Origin of the sequence: Streptomyces tardus (assembly GCF_018101125.2) — a bacterium.
In the GTDB taxonomy this organism is placed as follows: domain Bacteria; phylum Actinomycetota; class Actinomycetes; order Streptomycetales; family Streptomycetaceae; genus Streptomyces; species Streptomyces tardus.
The window spans coordinates 54,230-70,443 of the sequence record NZ_JAELVF020000002.1 but is presented as its reverse complement, the minus strand read 5'-3'; the positions used below and the strand labels follow the sequence as shown (position 1 = coordinate 70,443).

The window sequence follows — 16,214 nt, the reverse complement described above, 5'->3', positions numbered from 1 at the left end:
CGACGTGACCGGGGCCCCGTACCGGTGGCCCGAGGATCTGGCGGGACTGTGGCGGCACTGCCTCGAACGGGCGGTCCGCGAGCCGGGCTGGGACACCCGGCCGCCCTGGCGGGGAGACCCCGGGTTGCGGGCCGCGCTGGGCGCTGTGCTCGGACTGCCGGCGGCGGAGGGCGGGCCGTTCGTCAGCTCCGGAATCCGGCCTCTGGTGGCGCCGTTCGCACTGCTGGGGCGCAGGGTCGTGGTCGAGAGGCCCACCTTTCTCGGTGTGGTGACGGCCTTCGAGCGGTGTGGCGCCCGGGTGCTCCGGGCGGAGTTCGAGGAGGCCGTGCGGATCGCCCGCCCCGCCCGCGAGCATCTGCTGTGGATCACCTCGCCGTGGCGCAATCCCGACGGCTGGAGCCTGGACCGTGCGACCGCCCACCGCCTGGCCGAATTCGTGGCCGACGGCGGGGTCCTGGTGCAGAACGAGACGTACCGGTTCTTCACCACCGCGGCGAGTGCGGACGGCCTGCGGGTACCGGGAGCCTTCGTCGCCGGATCGATGGCCAAGGCCGCCGGACCGTGGGCCCGGTTGGGGTGGCTGCACGGTGGGCACGACGGCACGGTCCCGCCGCAGATCGAGGCACATCTGCGCGCCGCCGCCCCGCCCACGGTCTGGCAGCGGGCCTGGTCCCGCTTCGCCGCGGACGGGGGATTCCACCTGCTGCTGGACCGCTGCCGAACGGTGGCGGCCCTCACGGCCCACGCCTCGTCCCTCGCCGGTGCGAGGCAGCACGGCGGCGCCAGTGTGCTGGTGCGACTCGACGTCGAGGAGCCGGTGGAGCAGCTGCGGCGCCGGCACGGTCTGCGGGTCGGCGACGGACAGGACTTCGGGGCGCCTGCCGGCACGGTGCGGCTGTGTTTCCTCGGCTGCCCGGCCGACTGCGACCACCGCGCCCTCGGCCGCCTGCCGTACCCGGAGTCCCCCCGCGCCCGGAAGCCGCCGGGGCGAGGGGAATCCGGCCCCTGAGCCCGGCTGCCGGCCTTGCGGGCTGCCGGGCTGCCGGCCTTGCGGGCTATCCGGGCTGTCCGGTCTGTCGGCGGGGCACCAGCAGGCCGCCGATCTCCAGCACGTCGTTGAGCAGACGGTGCACCTGCTCGATCTCCGCAGGGGAGCAGCCCAGCAGAATCTTCACCTCCACGTCGCGCTTGAGCGGGTCGGCGGTCAGGAAGACTCCGACCACGCCCGCACGCGGCGTGCTGCCCGCGAAGACGTCGACCCCGTCGCCGTCGCCGCCGGTGGTCCCGTCGAGGTATCCGTAGTCGACCGGGTAGACGGCCTCGGGGACGCGCGGGTGGCGCGAGCCCTTCGGCCGGTCGACCACCAGCTCGGCGGAGGCGACCAGCCCGTCGAGGTTGTCGAAGAACCCCGCTCCACCGCCCGTCGCGCTCTCCTGCTCAGCCATGAACGCTCACCTTCCCGGCCACCAGGTCGGTGATGCTCTGCAGCGTCTCGAAGTTCTCGAAGTTCAGTTCGTCGTCCTCGAAGGCGATGTCGAATTCCTCCTCGATGCGGAGCGTCAGCTCCACGCTGAGCAGTGAGTTGAGACCGTGATGGGAGAGGATGTCCCGGTCGCCGATGTCGCGGGCGTCGTCGAGCAGTTCACCGATTCGTGCGCGCACGATAGCGGCGATTTCGCGCCTGTTCATGGATGGGCCCTTCGCATTCCGGTGGCGACTCGAATCGTCGCAGAACATTCTGCATTGTTCCAGTGTCGAGGCGCCCGGGAAGACGCTGGGGAAAGGCTGCGCATTCCTGTGGCGTTCGTCGACCGGCGACGGACGGTGCACCTGCGCCCCGGGCGCGAACGCCGGCTGGGTCCGTCCGGCCCGGGGCGGGCCGAGGGGGGCTCCCGATGCGGAGGCACGAGGTGGTTCCGCATCGCCCCGCCGCCCCGCCCGTCGGCCCGGGGGCGCCGCGCAGCCCGCCGGACCTGCACGGCCCCGCCGTGTCGATCGCCGGTGCGCAGCCGGACACCGAGCCGGCCCTGCCTCCGCGGCGGGGCACGCGGCTCTCCGTCTGCGCTGCCCCGCCCGCCGGGTGGGTGCCGGTCGACCGTGTCCGGACGTCCGACCGGGCAACAGCCGTACGAAGTCCGGGCGTTGACCGTGCCGCCTCCCGTGACGGCGTACGTCTCCCGTCGGGGAGGGGAGAGCGGGCCGGGGCCCGATCCGGCGCGGGGGCCGTACGCAGTGCCGCGGGGCGGTACCGGCTCGGAGCCCGTGCGCGCTCTCCCCGGGCGGCGGCCCGCGCGGGTGAGCTGCCCGCACCCGGCCCGACCGGCTGCGCTGCGTCGGCCGCCGGACGCCCCGCCACGACGTACGGGCAGGAGTCGCCGTCCCGGCCGGTAGCCGGTAGCCGGTACGCCGCGTCCGCCCGGCGGTCGGCGCCGTGGGCAGGGACGCGGGCGGGGCGTGGGCTCCGTCAGAGGTGCTGATCGATCGGAGATCGGAAATATATCCGCCGGCCCTAGATTGTGGCGGAGGGAGATACCGGCGGCTCGGCCCGCGAATTCGAGACGCGTCCGTGTGAAACGTGAAGTGCGTACCCGTACGAATTCTGATGTGTGAGAGCAATGAATCCAGCTGTGATTTCGGAGTGCACGGTGAAGAAGACCAGGGCGCCGGTGAATTCCGACGCCTCGCCGAACTTCAGCGACAGGCTGTTCTCCGTCTCTGCGAGAGGCATGCGGATCGCCGCTCGGGAGTTCACGGCTGCCGCGGGTGCGGTGGCGGTCGTTTCCATGGCTGCCGGGGCGGTGCCGAGGGACGCTCTGCCCGGTCGGCGCACCGGCGGCCGGGGGCGCCGGATCCCACCGGCCCGTGTGCCGGCGCGGAGGCCCGGAGACCCGCCCTCGGAGGAGCCTCCCGGCGAGATGTCCGGCGCCTGCGTCCCCCGTACGGAGCGCGTGCCGCTCCGTACGCCGCGCGGCGCCGTGGCCGCGCGCGCCACCGCCGTCCGGGCGCCGGAGCGGAACGTCGTGCCCGACGGAGGCCCCGCCGTACCGGCGGATCGGAGCAGAGCGCCGGGGGCGCAGCACGGCCGCCACCGCCACCCGTCGGTCGGGCACGGCGGTGAGGGCGAATGGTGACAGACCCCGCTTTCGTCGCGCCGCCGGCACCGACCGAACCCGCCGATCTTGTCGCGCTCCTCGACCGGGCCGCCGATCTGCACGGCCAGCGCCCGGCGGTGCGCGGCGCCACCGGGGCCTGGACCTGGAGTCGTCTCTCCGCGGCCAGTCGGACGGTCGCGGACCGGCTCGCCGAGCTCGGCGTCGAGCCCGGCAGCCGAGTGCTCTCGGTGCTGCGGCCGGGCCGGGAGTTCGCCGCGCTTCTCTTCGGTGTGCTGCGGGCCGGCTGCTCCCTCGTGCCGGCGCGCCCGGCAAGCAGCGACTTCGAGCTCTCCCACCTGCTGAGCGATGCACTGCCGGTGCTCGTGGCGGTCGACGACGACGGGCAGGCCCCGCCCGCCGGAGGCAGCGCCGCGGTCCGCATCTCCACTCTGCTGCGCGACGGCGCCCCTCCCGCCGCCCGACCGCGTACCCGCGGCACGGCAGGAGCGTCCGAAGAGGCACTGCTGCTCTACACCTCGGGCTCCACCGGACGACCCAAGGGCATCGTCTGCCCGCACCGGGCGGTGGTCTTCGCCGCCCGTGCCATCTCCGAGCGGCTCGGCTACCGGTCGCAGGACGTGGTCTGGAACCGGCTGCCGCTCTCCTTCGACTACGGGCTCTACCAGTTCTTCCTCTGCGCGCTGGCCGGTGCCGAACTGGTGCTGCCGCCGGGGGGGTTGTCGGCCGACGAGCCGGCCAGGCTGAGGGAGGCGGGCGCCAGTGTGCTGCCCCTGGTGCCCGCCTACGGCACCGTGCTGGCCAGGCTCGCGGAGCGCGACCCGCGCCCCACCCGGGTCCGGCTGCTGACCAACACCGGAGCGGCCCTCGTCGGTGCGGACGCCGCACGGGTCCGTGCCGCGTTTCCCGGCAGCTCCCTGGTGTGCATGTACGGGATGACCGAGTGCAAGCGCATCACCGCGGCCGATCACGACGAGGATCTGACGCATCCGGGCACCGTCGGCCGGGCCCTGCCGGGCACCCGACTGTTCGTCGTGGACGAGCGCGGTCGCCCGCAACCGCCGGACACCGTCGGCCAGATCGTCTCCGCGGGTCCGCACGTCATGGCCGGATACCGGAACGCACCCGAGGAGACCGCGCGCCGCTTCGGCCCGTCCCCGGACGGCGACGGCAGGGCCGTCTACACGGGCGACACCGGCCGTATCGATTCGGACGGTCGGCTCTACTTCCTCGGCAGGAGCGACGACATCTTCAAGCACCGCGGCTGGCGGATGAGCACCCAGGAGCTGGAAACGGCCCTGCTGGACGTCCCGGGGGTGCGGTCGGCCGCCGCGGCCCCGCCCGACGCCGCCGGCGTGCTGACCGTATGGGTGGCCACCGAACTCGCGGCACGCGAGGTGCTGCGTGCGCTGGTGGAGCGACTGGGCGCCGCGCGGGCGCCGGACCGCTGCGTCGTACTGGCGGAGCTGCCCCTTACGGCACACGGCAAGGTGGACCGCGAGGAGCTGCGCTCGGCGGGGTGGGCGCAATGAGCCGCCCCGGCGAGGCCGACAGGACCGGGCTGCTCACCCGCATCGCCCGGGAGTACGGCACGCCTGCGTACGTCTACGACTTGGCCGCGGTGAGCTCGGCCGCCGCGGCCCTCGCCGCGGATCTCCCCACCGACGGCGGCCTGATGTACTCGCTGAAGGCGAATCCGCACCCGGCGGTCGTCGGCCGGCTCCTCGTCGGCGGCAACGGCGCGGAGGTCAGCTCCACCGGCGAACTCGCCGCCGCCCTGAACGCCGGCTGCCCGCCGGAGAAGATCATGTACACCGGGCCGGGCAAACACCTTCGGCAGCTGACCGAGGCCCTGTCCGCCGGAGTGCGCCGCTTCTCGGTGGAGTCGCAGGCCGACCGGGACCGGCTCGCCGACGCCTGCGGCCGGACGGGCGTCGACGCCGAGTACCTCGTGCGCCTCAACACCCCTCGCGGCAGCGCCCGCGGCTCCCTGCGCATGACCGGACGACCCACCGCGTTCGGCACCGACGTGGCCAACCGGCAGGAGATCGCCGCACTGTTGCGGCCTCGTGGCCGAGCTCGCCCCGTCGGCACCCACACCTTCAGCGCCACCAACGTCGAGGACCCCGCCGCGCTGCTCCAGGAGTTCCGCAACGCCCTTGCCGCCGTCCGAGACGTCTGCGGCGCGGCGGAACTCGCCCCGCAACGGCTCGCGCTCGGCGGCGGGTTCCCGGCGCCCATGGCGCGGCCGGGCACACTGGCCCGCCATCCGGACCTCGCGGCAGGTATCGAGAGCGAGCTGGACGGGGCGTTCCCGGGCTGGCGCCGAGGCCGGCCGCGCATTCTCTTCGAGTCGGGCCGCTATCTGACGGCCACCGCCGGCACCCTGCTCACCACCGTCCTCGACGTGAAGACCTCGGGCGGCCGGACCTTCGTGGTGCTGGACGCCGGGGTCAACGTGCTCGGCGGGATGACAGGCCTCGGCCGGCTGATGTCGCCCGGTGCCCGGCCCTTCACCGTCGGCGCGAGCGACGACGGCGAGCAGACGGCGGTGACGCTGGTCGGCCCGCTCTGCACCCCGCTGGACGTGCTCAGCTCCTCGGCCCGGCTGGTCGACCCGAGGCCGGGGCAGCTGCTCGCCGTCCCCAACACCGGCGCCTACGGCCCGACCGCGAGCCTGCTCGGCTTCCTGAGCCACCCCGGCCCGATCGAGGTCGTCGTCGAGGGCGCCCGCGTCCGCAGCGCCCGCCGCCTGGTCGTGAGCTCCGAGGAAGTGGCTCCCCGTGTCTGACTCCCGCACCCCTTCCGCTTCTGCCCCGGGCGCCCGCGACAGCGGAGCGCCGGACGTCACGGACGCGCTCGTCGCACTGCTGGCCGCCAATGCCGCGGACATCGACCGCAACGCACGTTTCCCCGTGGAGAACCTCGCCGCCCTGCGCAGCGCGGGCCATCTCGGCCTGCTGGTGCCACGCCGGTACGGCGGCGCGGGCGCCGATCTGGCCGACCTGGTCCACACGGCCCAGCGCCTCGCCGGGGGGTGCCTCTCCACGGCGATGATCTGGGCGATGCACTGCCAGCAGGTCGATGTGCTGGTGCGGCACGCAGGCCCGCGCCTGGCCGCGGAGTTGCTGCCTCGGGTGGCCGCGGGCGAGGTGTACCTGGCATCCGTCACGACCGGGAAGGCGACGGGCGGCCACCTGCTCTCGGCCGCCGACGCGCTGGAGCGCGGTGCGGGTGAAGAACTCCTGCTCAGGCGCGAGGCCCCGGTGGTCACCGGCGGGCAGCACGCCGACGGATTCCTGGTCACCATGCGCGAGAGGGCCGATGCGGGCGAGCACGAGGTCAGCCTCGTCTACGCGGACCGCGCCGCGCTCACGGTCGAGGCGACCGGGGGGTGGAACACCCTCGGTATGCGGGGCACGGCCAGCGGGGCGCTGAGACTCTCCGGCACGGTGCCGCCGGACCAGGTCGTCGGGCCGTCCGGCGGCTTTCGGGAGGTCGCTCTGGACAGCATGGCCCCGGTGGGGCACCTGGCCTGGAGCGCCTGCTGGCTCGGCGCCGCCCGTTCCTCGTTCTCCGCCCTGGTGCGCTGGCTCAGCAGGGAACAGCGCGATCGTCTCTCCTCCTCGCTGGTGCGCGAACGACTCGGTCGGATCAGGCTCGACCTGGAGTTGGTCAGCGGGTACCTCGGCGGGGTGCGCAAAGAGGTGGAGCAGGTACGCGCCGAGGGTTCCCGTCCCGACGCCGCCGAGGTGCAGATCCACCTCAACTCCCTGAAGGCGGCTGCCTCCGAGCTGACCTACCAGGCGGTCGACCGCATGGTGCAGCTCGCCGGACTGACGGTCGGGTACAGCGCGGACTCGCCCGTACCGCTGGAGCGGACGCTGCGGGATCTTCGCTCGGCCGCGCTGAACTACTCCAACGACCGCCTGTGGACCGCCAACGGCGCGCTGTGCCTCGTCGACCGCGGCGTGAAGCTGCTGTGAACCGGCCGGCACCACCTGTGGCGGACCTCCGCGCCGGGTGGCGCCCGCCGCTGTGCCGACCCCGAGACGACCGGTGCGCCGACTCCTCCCGGACGCCGAAAGGAGCACGATGACTCAGCGGCAGGTCCCCGAGAGCGGAGAACCGCGGACCCCGCCCCGTGCCGAAGAGGCGCGGGCGCCCCTCATGTGGTCCCAGGAGCCGTACTGGTACCAGTACCACCTCCCGCTTCCGGTCGTCGACAGCGCCAAGATTCAATTTACCGTGCGCGTACCGGGAAAAGGCGTGCCGGAGAGTGCGGTCGCTCCGGCCGTGCGAAAGCTGATGAACCGGCACGAGGCATTGCGCACGGTTTATCCGACCGACCGGGACGGCGTCCCGTTCCAGTCGGTGCTGGAGCGGTTCGACGATCCGGTTCCGTTTCGGCGGGAGGGGAACGAACCGGAGGACGTCGAGGCGGTCTTCCACGCCCTCTTCGGCCCACCGATGATTCAGTCGGTGGACCTGCCGCTGCGCGTGGGGTTCACGGTGGAGGAGAACCACGCGAAAACTCTCGTCCTGCTGCTGAACCACATTTCGGCGGACGGAGTGAGCCTCCCGGTGATGCGAGCGGACCTGGAGAGGTACCTCGGGCTGCCCCCCTCGGCCGACGCTCCGCCGAGCACACCCGCACGGGACACGGCGATCCTGCAGCCGGCGGCGCTCGCACGGGAGCAGCACTCGGGATCGTGGGACGCCCGGAACGGCAGCGCCCTGCGGTACTGCGAGGACGTACTCTCCTCCGCCCCGGCGGCGCAGTTCCCCCGCTTTCGCTTCATCGCCGGTTCGCACGCCGGAGTCGGCAATCACTACCTGAGGACCTGCCTTCATTCCTCCCGGCTGCTGCTGGCTCTGCAGAAGATGCGCCGGGAATCGAGGTCGAGCGTTTCCTCGGCGCTTTCGGCAACGTTCTCGATCGCCGTCGCCGCGCTGTCCGGAAATCCCAGGACCGTCTTCAAGACGAACTTCTCCAACCGCTTTCGCGGCTTCGAGCGCTCGGTCGGCTGCTTCTTCCAGGAGGCGCTTGTCTCCGTGAGCGCGAGGGGGGAATCCACCATCGGCGAGCTGATGGCCGAGACCGCGAACCGCACCCTCGTGGGCGCGAGGCGTGCGCGCTATTCGTATCTGCACTTCCGGGACCTCAAGGCACAGGTGGAAGCGCGCCGGGGCCACTCGATCCGGCTCGGCACCGTCGTGAACTTCAGCAGCCGGTTCGAGAAGGAACTGCGCGGATCCGCCGGCCCTGCCCGTCCCACCGAGGTGAAAGAGCTCGAATGTCTGTGGCGCGACGAGTACGCGGACCTCAGCCTGAGGAGCTTTCCGCGCGGCGGCGAAGCGGTCCTGGACCTCATCGCGCACCGGACGGTCATCGAGCGATCTCAGATTCGGAGCATGCTGACCGGGATGGAGCAGTTCCTCATCGCGTTCGCGGACGAACCGGAGCTGGCGCAGGCCACGGTCGCGGAGGTGGTCGACCGGTTCGCGCTGCCGGTCGCCCAGTACCCGGACGGCTGGGTCCACATCGATCACAGCTGGGTGAACACGGCCAAACTGGCGACGCTGATCCGCACGGTCGAAGGTGTCGAGGCCGCTTCGGTCGGCGTCGAGGAACGCCCCACGGGTGAACGCGTGCTCCTCGCCCGGCTCGTCGGCAGGCCGAGCGCAGAACCGGAAGTGCTCAACCGCGTCCTCGTCGCGCTCCGCGCGGAAGTGGACCTCATCTGCCCGCACGAGTTCACATGGCTCGACGGGACGTCGCAGACCTCCGCGGCGTCCGCCGATGCCGAGCCGCACAACGCCGCCGCCGACGGCCGCCACACCGACGCCGATGGCGCAGGCCGCCGCACCGACGGCCGCCGGGCGGCCGACAGGCCGGCCGACCGGGCGCTGGTGGAGGCCGTATCGGCAGCCGTCGCCGGCGCCCCCGTCGATCTGGACCTCTCCTACGGGCAGCAGGGAGGCACCGCCGTCCTCGCACCGGCCGTGGTGCAGCGCCTCGCGCTGCAAGGATTCACCGGGCCCAACCCGGACGATCTGCTGGGGCCGTGGCCCCTGCGTGCGGTGGCGGACCTGTGCGTCGCGCACCGGGAGGACTGCGACCGATGAGCACCGGCAACCCCTCTGCGGCGCGGTTGCCCGGCCCCGCGAAGACCACGGTCCGGCGCACGCTCTGGTGGACGGCGCAACGCTCGCTGCTCAGCGACCGGATCGACCTGCTGCGACTGTCCGCCGCCGAACGCAGCGTCAGCGCGCTCCTGATCCTGGTCCACCTGTGGACGGCCGCGGTGCCCGCCCTCACCGCGATGGCCACCGGCTGGCTGGTGGCCGGGCTCACCGGCGCCGCCACCGGGAGCGGGGCCGCTTCGACGGTGGTGGGGCCGCTGGTTGCCATCTCCGTGCTGCTGGTGGCCGACGAGGTCCTCACCTCGGTGGGCAGGGCCCTGGAGCAGTACACGGCCGGACGCATCGACGCACGTATGCGGCGCAGGGTTCGCCGGTTGGCCATGGCGCCGTCGAGCATGGCGCATCTGGAGGACCCGGTCTTCGCCGACGACGCCGCTCGTGCCTCGGACGTCGGTGAGGGCCGGGTCCGGTCACCGGGAACCGCGGCGGTGGGCCAACTCCGCCTGTGCTTCCGCTTCCTGGGGGCGCTGGGCTCCGCCGCCGTGATCGCCGTGTCCTTCTCTGCATGGCTCGCCGTCGCCCTGCTGCTGGTCTGTCTCGTCAACCGCGCGCTGATCCGCCGCTGGTGGGTGTACCTGGCCGAGGTGCGCGACAAGCGCGAGGGCATGCGCCGCCGGGCGCAGTACTGGAGCGACGTGGCCTCGACCGGGCCGGCAGCCAAGGAAGTTCGACTCTTCGGCCTGCACGAGTGGGTGGTCCGGCGGCGCACGCGCGAAGTGCTGGACTGGGCGCAGACGATCTGGTCGGCCCGTCGGGGGATCCTGCGCCAGCAGGGCTGGATCGCCCTGCTGGCAGCGGTCGCCGCCGGCTCGGCGCTGCTCCTGCCGGGGCTGGCCGCCGCGCGCGGCACTCTCCCGGTCAGTGACCTGATGGCCGTGATCGTCGCCGCATGGGGCGTCTTCCAGATCGCCTCCATGGGGCGCGAAGCGTTCGACATCGAGTACGGCCTCGGCGCGGTCCGGGCGATGGAGCGGCTGAACACCGCCCACCGCAGGAACCCGGCACCCGCCGTCACCGACGTCCAGCGGGCCGAGCCGGTGGCTGCGGCGGCGGCCGGCGCTCCGGCGACACTGAGCACCGAAGGGCTCGTCTTCACCTACCCCGCGAGCCGGCACCCGGTCATCGACGGTCTCGACCTGACCGTCCGTCCCGGCGAGGTCCTGGCACTGGTCGGGCACAACGGCGTCGGCAAGACCACACTGATCAAACTGATTTCGGGCCTCTACCGTCCGACCGCCGGCCGGCTGTGCGTGGACGGAAGGCCGCTGGAGGAGGCAGGGGTGTCGGCGTGGCGCAAGCGCGTCGCGGTCGTCTTCCAGGACTTCAACCGCTATCCGCTCTCCCTCGCCGACAACATCGCTCTCTCGGCGCCCGAACACCGCCACGACGAGGAAGGGATCCGAGCCGCCGCACGCCGCGCCGGCGTCGACACCCTCGCCGAACGGGGCCCGGACGGCTACGACACCGTGCTCAGCGCCGACCGCGCCGGCGGCACGGACCTCTCCGGCGGGCAGTGGCAGCGCGTCGCGATCGCCCGCGCGGTCTTCGCCGTCGAACACGGACGGGACCTGCTGGTCCTGGACGAGCCGACGGCCCATCTGGACGTCCACGCGGAGGCCCGCTTCTACCGCCAGGTCGTCGCCGAGGTCACCGGAGCGACGGTGGTGCTCATCTCGCACCGCCTCTCGACGGTGCGGCAGGCAGACCGGATAGCCCTGCTGGAGGCCGGACGGGTCACCGAGCAGGGCACCCACCGCCAACTGCTGGACGCCGGCGGCGAGTACGCCCGCCTCTTCGAACTCCAGGCCGCCCGCTTCACCGACATCCGGCAGCCCGCCGGTCGCGACACCGGTCACCCCACCGGTCGCGACACCGGTCACCGCTCCGGCAGGAAGGAAGCCCCACGATGAGCGCCAAGAGCTCAGGAGGCGCGGCGGTTCCAGGGTCCGGAACCCTGCGCACCGCACGCCACACCTTCGCCCTCTCCTGGCGCATCGACCCCCTCGTGGTGAGCGTGGTCGTCGGCCTCGCCCTCGCCCAGACGGGCGCGGTCGCGGCAACGGGGCTGAGCCAGCGCTGGGTTGTCGACTCGGCACAGAGCTCCGGCGGGCAGTTGCTCGGCGCCTTGGCCCCGGCCGTACTGATCGGAGTGGTCGCCCACGTCACCGCCGCGGCGGGCAATCGGGTTCGGTACAACTACCAGCACGACCTCACCGACCGCGTGGACCTGGAGGTGAACCGGGAGATCCTCACCGCCACCGCCTCCATCCCCACCCTCGAGCATCTCGAACGTCCCGACTACCTGAACCGTCTCGAACTGCTGCGCCGTCACACCGCCGCGCTGGCCGGCTCCTGCTGGTCCCTGTCCGACACCGGTATCGGCGTAATCAGCGCCGGGCTGTCGGTATGGCTCCTGGCAGGTGTCCACCCGGCTCTCGCCGTGCTGGCGCTGCTCGCGCTCCCGCCGCTGTGGGCGGCCAAGCGGGCCCGGCACAGTCTCGCCGCAGCCCGGGCCGCCACGGCTGAGGACCAGCGTCTGGAGGACCGGGTCCACCGCATGTTCCTGACACCCGAATCGGGCAAGGAGATCTACCTGACCGGGGCGGGGGCGGTACTGGACGAGACCGCCCACTCGGCTCGCACCCGCGTGACCACCGCCGTTCTCAGGGCCCGGCTCGGCGCGATCGTCTGGCAGCTCACCGGCTGGGTCTGTTACGCGGCCGGTTTCATCGCCGCCCTGGTCCTGACCGCCTGGCTGGTCGCCGAGGACGCGGCCTCCCTCGGCGACCTGATGCTGGTCATCACGCTGGGCACTCAGCTGCGTTCCCAGATCCGCGGCACCGTCGACGGCTTCTCCCGGGTCGCCGAGGCAGGCCACACCACCGACCACTACCTGTGGCTGCTGGCCCACGCCCGCCGGCAGCAGCCCACCGGCACCCGCCCTGCACCTTGCGCTCTGGAGCACGGCATCCGGGTGCACGACCTCGCCTTCACCTACCCCGGCGCACACGAACCGGCCCTGACCGGGGTCGACCTGACGCTCCGTCCCGGATCGGTGATCGCCGTGGTCGGAGTGAACGGCGCCGGCAAGTCCACCCTGGTCAAGCTGCTGAGCGGGATGTACACACCCACCGGCGGAAGCATCACGGTCGACGGCGTACCACTGGACGAACTGGACACCACCGCCTGGCGCCGACGCCTCACCGGCGCCTTCCAGGACTTCGTCCGCTTCCAACTGCCGATCCGGCACGCCGTGGGCATCGGCGATCCGGACGCGATGGACGACCGGGAGGAGGTCGCCCGTGCGATCCACGCAGCAGGAGCCGACCCGATCGTCGACCGGCTGCCCGACGGGCCCGACACCCAACTGGGCACGATCTACGGGGGAGTGGAGCTCTCCCAGGGGCAGTGGCAACGTCTGGCGCTGGCCCGCGCCCTGATGCGCCGCCACCCGCTGCTGCTCGTCCTGGACGAGCCGACCGCCGCACTCGACCCGCTGGCCGAGCACGAGCTGTACGAGGTGTTCATGCGGCAGGCGCGCGCGGATCCCGGCCGCACCACCCTCCTGGTCTCCCACCGCTTCTCGACCGTGCGGGGCGCCGACCACATCGTGGTCCTGGACGGCGGACGCGTCACCGAACAGGGCACCCACACGGAGCTGATGGCCGCAGACGGACGCTATGCGGAGTCCTACAGAACCCAGGCCGCGGCCTACCAGGAGAAGGACATCCGATGAGCTGACCGGGGTGCCGACGGGCCCAACGGCCGTCGGGCGGAGGCCATTCGACGTCTGCGGGGCCCACGTACCGTCACCGGCCCCGGCGTCACCGACGTACCGTCACCGGGCCGGCGGCCCCGGCGGCTCCGGTCGGGACGTCCAGCACGGCTTGCCGCCGGCCGCGCCGGTGCCGACGTTGCGCTCGCGCGCGGGACGGCCCCGGCGCCCGCCAGCTGTCCGCCGGCGCCGGGGGCCGGCGAACAACGGACCGCGGGCCGACGTCACTCGGGCCGGGTCACGACGAACCCGGCCCGCCGAGAGGCGGGGGAGACGGCGGGCGCGGTGCGGAGCTTCGCAGCCGCCTCCGCCCGGGCGTGATGGCGGGCGAAACAGCGCACCAGGGGGTGCATGGTGTAGCTGCCCGGCGTCGAGGGTTCCAACAGCGCCGCGTCCACGAGCGCTTCGAGCACGGCCTCCGCCTCGAACCGGTCCGAGTGGAGCACCGCTGCGGCGGCGGAGACCGTGATCCGCTCGCCCGTACCCGTCGCAAGCAGCCGCAGGGCACGAGCCTGTACGGGAGGCAACCGCCGGTAGCCGGGCTCCAGCGCGCTGCCCACCGCGAGTCCGCCCACCTGCAACTCCGCGACGGTGCGCCGCTCGTCGCCGAGGCGCTCGCCCATCGCGGCCAGCGGCCAGTCCGGACGGGCCGCCAGCCGGCTCCCCAGGATGCGGACCGCCAGCGGCAGGCCCCCGCAGGCACCTGCGAGGAGCGACGCCTCGCCGGGCTCCCGGTCGATCCGCTGCCGTCCGAGGGTGCGGCCGAGCAGTTCCAGCGATTCGTGCGGGGTGAAGGACCGAAGTCCCAGCTGGCGGCTGAGCGGCAGCCCGGCCAGTCGTGCGCGGTGGGTGACGACCACGGCGCAGCTCGGCGACCCCGGCAGAAGGTCCCGCACCTGGTCCGCGTCGCGCGCGTCGTCCAGCACCAGCAGCATCTTCCTGCCGTCGAGCAGGGAGCGGAACATCCGGCAGCGGGCGGCAGCTCCGGCGGGTACCGCATCCACTCCCAGCGCGGACAAGAACCCCGCCAGCACCTCACCGCTGCGAGCGGGGCGGTCGCCGGTGCCGCGCAGGCCGCAGAAGAGCTGCCCGTCCGGGTAGGCGTCGCGGACCCGGTGTGCCACGTGCACCGCCAGTGCGCTCTTTCCCATACCGCTCATCCCGGTGAGGGAGACGACGGGCGGCGCGCTGCCGGGGCTTCGTGTCAGCAGCTCGCACAACTCGTCGACTTCGGCCTCTCGGCCGGTGAAGTCGGGCAGATCGGGCGGTAACTGCGCCGGAACGAGGCAGGCGGGGCCGGCAGGAGCCGGTGGCACCGTCTCGGTGTCCGCCGCCAGGCGCAGATCGCCCTGGAGGATGCGCTGGTGAAGCTCCGTCAGCTGCGGTCCGGGTTCGAGCCCGTACTCCTCCACCAGCAGAGTGCGGGCCGCGCTGAAGACCGCCAGCGCGTCGGCCTGGCGTCCGGCCGCGTACAGCGCCCGCATCAGGAGGCCGTGCAGCCGTTCGCGCAGCGGGTATGCGTCGGCCAGCTCCCGCAGGCGCAGGATGGTCATCTGGTGGCGGCCACGGGCGAGATCGAGCTCCAGGTGCTCTTCGACCATCGTCAGGCGCAGTTCGGAAAGCCTGTCGCGCTGGCGTTCGACGAAGGGGCCCGGCACTCCGGCGAGCGGGTCGCCCCGCCACAGTTGCAGCGCCTCGTCGAGAGTGTCGCCCGCCGCGTCCGGCTGTCCGGCCAGCCGCAGCCGCGCCGCCTTCTTCAGCGCGGACTCCGCGCGGTTGGCGTCCACGGCCGATGCGTCGATGTCCAGGCGGTAGCCGTCACCGACGGAGATCAGCTCGCGTGCGGGCGCCCCGTCGCTGCCCAGGAGCCCGCGCAGCCGCCAGATGTGGGTGCGGATGCTGCGCACGGCAGCGGCGGGGGGCTCCTCGCCCCACAGCGCCCTGACGAGTTGGCTCATCGAGACGGCGTGGCCCGCGAGCAGCAGCAGCACCAGCAAGGTGCTCTGCTGCTGCGGCGCCCCGAGCCGCGGCAGCTTCGTCCCGTCCCGATAGGCGCGCACCTCGCCGAGTACGTCGAATCCAAGCCCGGGGATCAATCCAACCTCCTGGGGAGAGAGCTGCGTTGGCGTCGAAGGTGGTGATCCGTTACTGCCGTGCGGCGGGAGCCGGCGCCGCCGGGGGCTCCGGTCCGACGAGGCGACGCAGCGCTGCACGCCCGCGATCCGTACGCGCGAGAGGGCCCGCCGGGAGTGTGAACCGGGGGCGCCGAGCGCTGGGCCGCGGAGCTCTTCCGGTCCGCTGACGTGCCTTTCGGTGCGCAGACGCCGGTGGGACCGGCGCGCTGTGGGAACGGCCTCCGGGCTGGGGCGGCGTACGTCTCCAGCATGCGGGCGGCCGGACTCCCCGGCGTCGCTCCGGGGTGCTTCGTCACCTGCCCGGCACCGCGTTCACTCGAACCGGGCGGGCGCCGGGGCAGGGTCGTACCGCGGAGCGGGTTCACCCGTCATCTCGGGACGGGCCGGGGGAGTTCGGTGGAGCTGCAGCCAAGTCGCGGAGCCGGCGGGCGCGGTGGGCGAGCGGCGCAGATACGTCGTCGACGTGCCGGACGGCTGCGCGGCGATCGTCGGCGGAACGGCGGGCCGTGCGCCGACGCGGAAGCCGGTGCGGGAACGGCGTACCGGATCTGACGGGACCGACCTGCGAGGACATGGCGCACCACCCATTCCGAACTCGAGGGACAGCCGCGAACCGGGACGGAGAGCGGGAGCCGGGTCCCGGGAGATCCACCGCCCCCGGGGGAACGTGGGCCAGCGTCGCCCGGGAAGGTCAGCGACCGCCCCACGAGCTGTCGTCGTCGCAGCCGTTGTCACCCCGTACCGCTGTCGCCGTCTGCGTTTCCGGCGACGGCTGGGCCGCGCTCGGGCTCGGCTGCGGTGCGGCGACGGACGAGGTCGGCGCGCAGAGGGCCAGGACGACCGCCAGGGCGGCGGGAGCGACAACCGTGGTCCAGCGGCGGAGCGTCGAACGTGTCATGTATGGCTTCCTACGGAGGCTGCGGGGAAACGCCCGTGATCGATCGCGTGGGCGCACCGATTAGAGTGGTTCACCAGTTGCGTCTGCTC

General features: G+C 73.0%; 11 protein-coding genes. 7 read left to right on the top strand and 4 right to left on the bottom strand.

Annotation, left to right across the window (positions count from 1 at the left end; genetic code table 11):
* Positions 1-4: 4 nt before the first annotated feature.
* Positions 5-1,009, top strand: coding sequence for an aminotransferase class I/II-fold pyridoxal phosphate-dependent enzyme (locus JGS22_RS21240; RefSeq protein WP_211039321.1), 1,005 nt, complete (start codon positions 5-7; stop codon positions 1,007-1,009).
* A 46-nt stretch (positions 1,010-1,055) separates the two neighbouring features.
* On the opposite strand, the gene JGS22_RS21235 is transcribed toward JGS22_RS21240, so the two are convergent.
* Complete coding sequence (locus tag JGS22_RS21235; RefSeq protein WP_211039320.1) at positions 1,056-1,445, bottom strand: inorganic pyrophosphatase; 390 nt, start codon at positions 1,443-1,445, stop codon at positions 1,056-1,058.
* Entirely contained in the window at positions 1,438-1,689 is a 252-nt protein-coding gene (locus JGS22_RS21230) for an acyl carrier protein (protein WP_211039319.1), read from the bottom strand. The genes JGS22_RS21235 and JGS22_RS21230 overlap by 8 nt, the downstream gene beginning before the upstream one ends.
* 1,435 nt (positions 1,690-3,124) lie before the next feature.
* Here JGS22_RS21230 and JGS22_RS21225 point away from each other — a divergent pair.
* From JGS22_RS21225 to JGS22_RS21200, 6 genes are all read left to right on the top strand, one after another.
* The gene (locus JGS22_RS21225) at positions 3,125-4,642 is read left to right on the top strand and encodes a class I adenylate-forming enzyme family protein (RefSeq protein ID WP_211039318.1); all 1,518 of its coding nucleotides are present in this window, start codon (positions 3,125-3,127) and stop codon (positions 4,640-4,642) included.
* Positions 4,639-5,901 carry a type III PLP-dependent enzyme domain-containing protein gene (locus tag JGS22_RS21220; RefSeq protein ID WP_211039317.1) on the top strand — a complete coding sequence of 421 codons (1,263 nt, stop codon included), beginning with the start codon at positions 4,639-4,641 and terminating at the stop codon, positions 5,899-5,901. The genes JGS22_RS21225 and JGS22_RS21220 overlap by 4 nt, the downstream gene beginning before the upstream one ends.
* Positions 5,894-7,096 carry an acyl-CoA dehydrogenase family protein gene (locus tag JGS22_RS21215; protein WP_211039316.1) on the top strand — a complete coding sequence of 401 codons (1,203 nt, stop codon included), beginning with the start codon at positions 5,894-5,896 and terminating at the stop codon, positions 7,094-7,096. Before JGS22_RS21220 ends, JGS22_RS21215 begins: the two co-directional genes overlap by 8 nt.
* Before the next feature lie 109 nt (positions 7,097-7,205).
* Positions 7,206-9,239 carry a condensation domain-containing protein gene (locus JGS22_RS21210; protein ID WP_211039315.1) on the top strand — a complete coding sequence of 678 codons (2,034 nt, stop codon included), beginning with the start codon at positions 7,206-7,208 and terminating at the stop codon, positions 9,237-9,239.
* Complete coding sequence (locus tag JGS22_RS21205; RefSeq protein WP_211039314.1) at positions 9,236-11,227, top strand: ABC transporter ATP-binding protein; 1,992 nt, start codon at positions 9,236-9,238, stop codon at positions 11,225-11,227. Before JGS22_RS21210 ends, JGS22_RS21205 begins: the two co-directional genes overlap by 4 nt.
* Positions 11,224-13,053, top strand: a complete 1,830-nt coding sequence (locus JGS22_RS21200) for an ABC transporter ATP-binding protein (RefSeq protein ID WP_211039313.1) — start codon at positions 11,224-11,226, stop codon at positions 13,051-13,053. Before JGS22_RS21205 ends, JGS22_RS21200 begins: the two co-directional genes overlap by 4 nt.
* A gap of 263 nt (positions 13,054-13,316) precedes the next feature.
* On the opposite strand, the gene JGS22_RS21195 is transcribed toward JGS22_RS21200, so the two are convergent.
* Positions 13,317-15,188 carry an AfsR/SARP family transcriptional regulator gene (locus JGS22_RS21195; protein ID WP_211039312.1) on the bottom strand — a complete coding sequence of 624 codons (1,872 nt, stop codon included), beginning with the start codon at positions 15,186-15,188 and terminating at the stop codon, positions 13,317-13,319.
* A gap of 730 nt (positions 15,189-15,918) precedes the next feature.
* Positions 15,919-16,125, bottom strand: a complete 207-nt coding sequence (locus JGS22_RS21190; protein WP_211039311.1) for a hypothetical protein — start codon at positions 16,123-16,125, stop codon at positions 15,919-15,921.
* Positions 16,126-16,214: the final 89 nt, after the last annotated feature.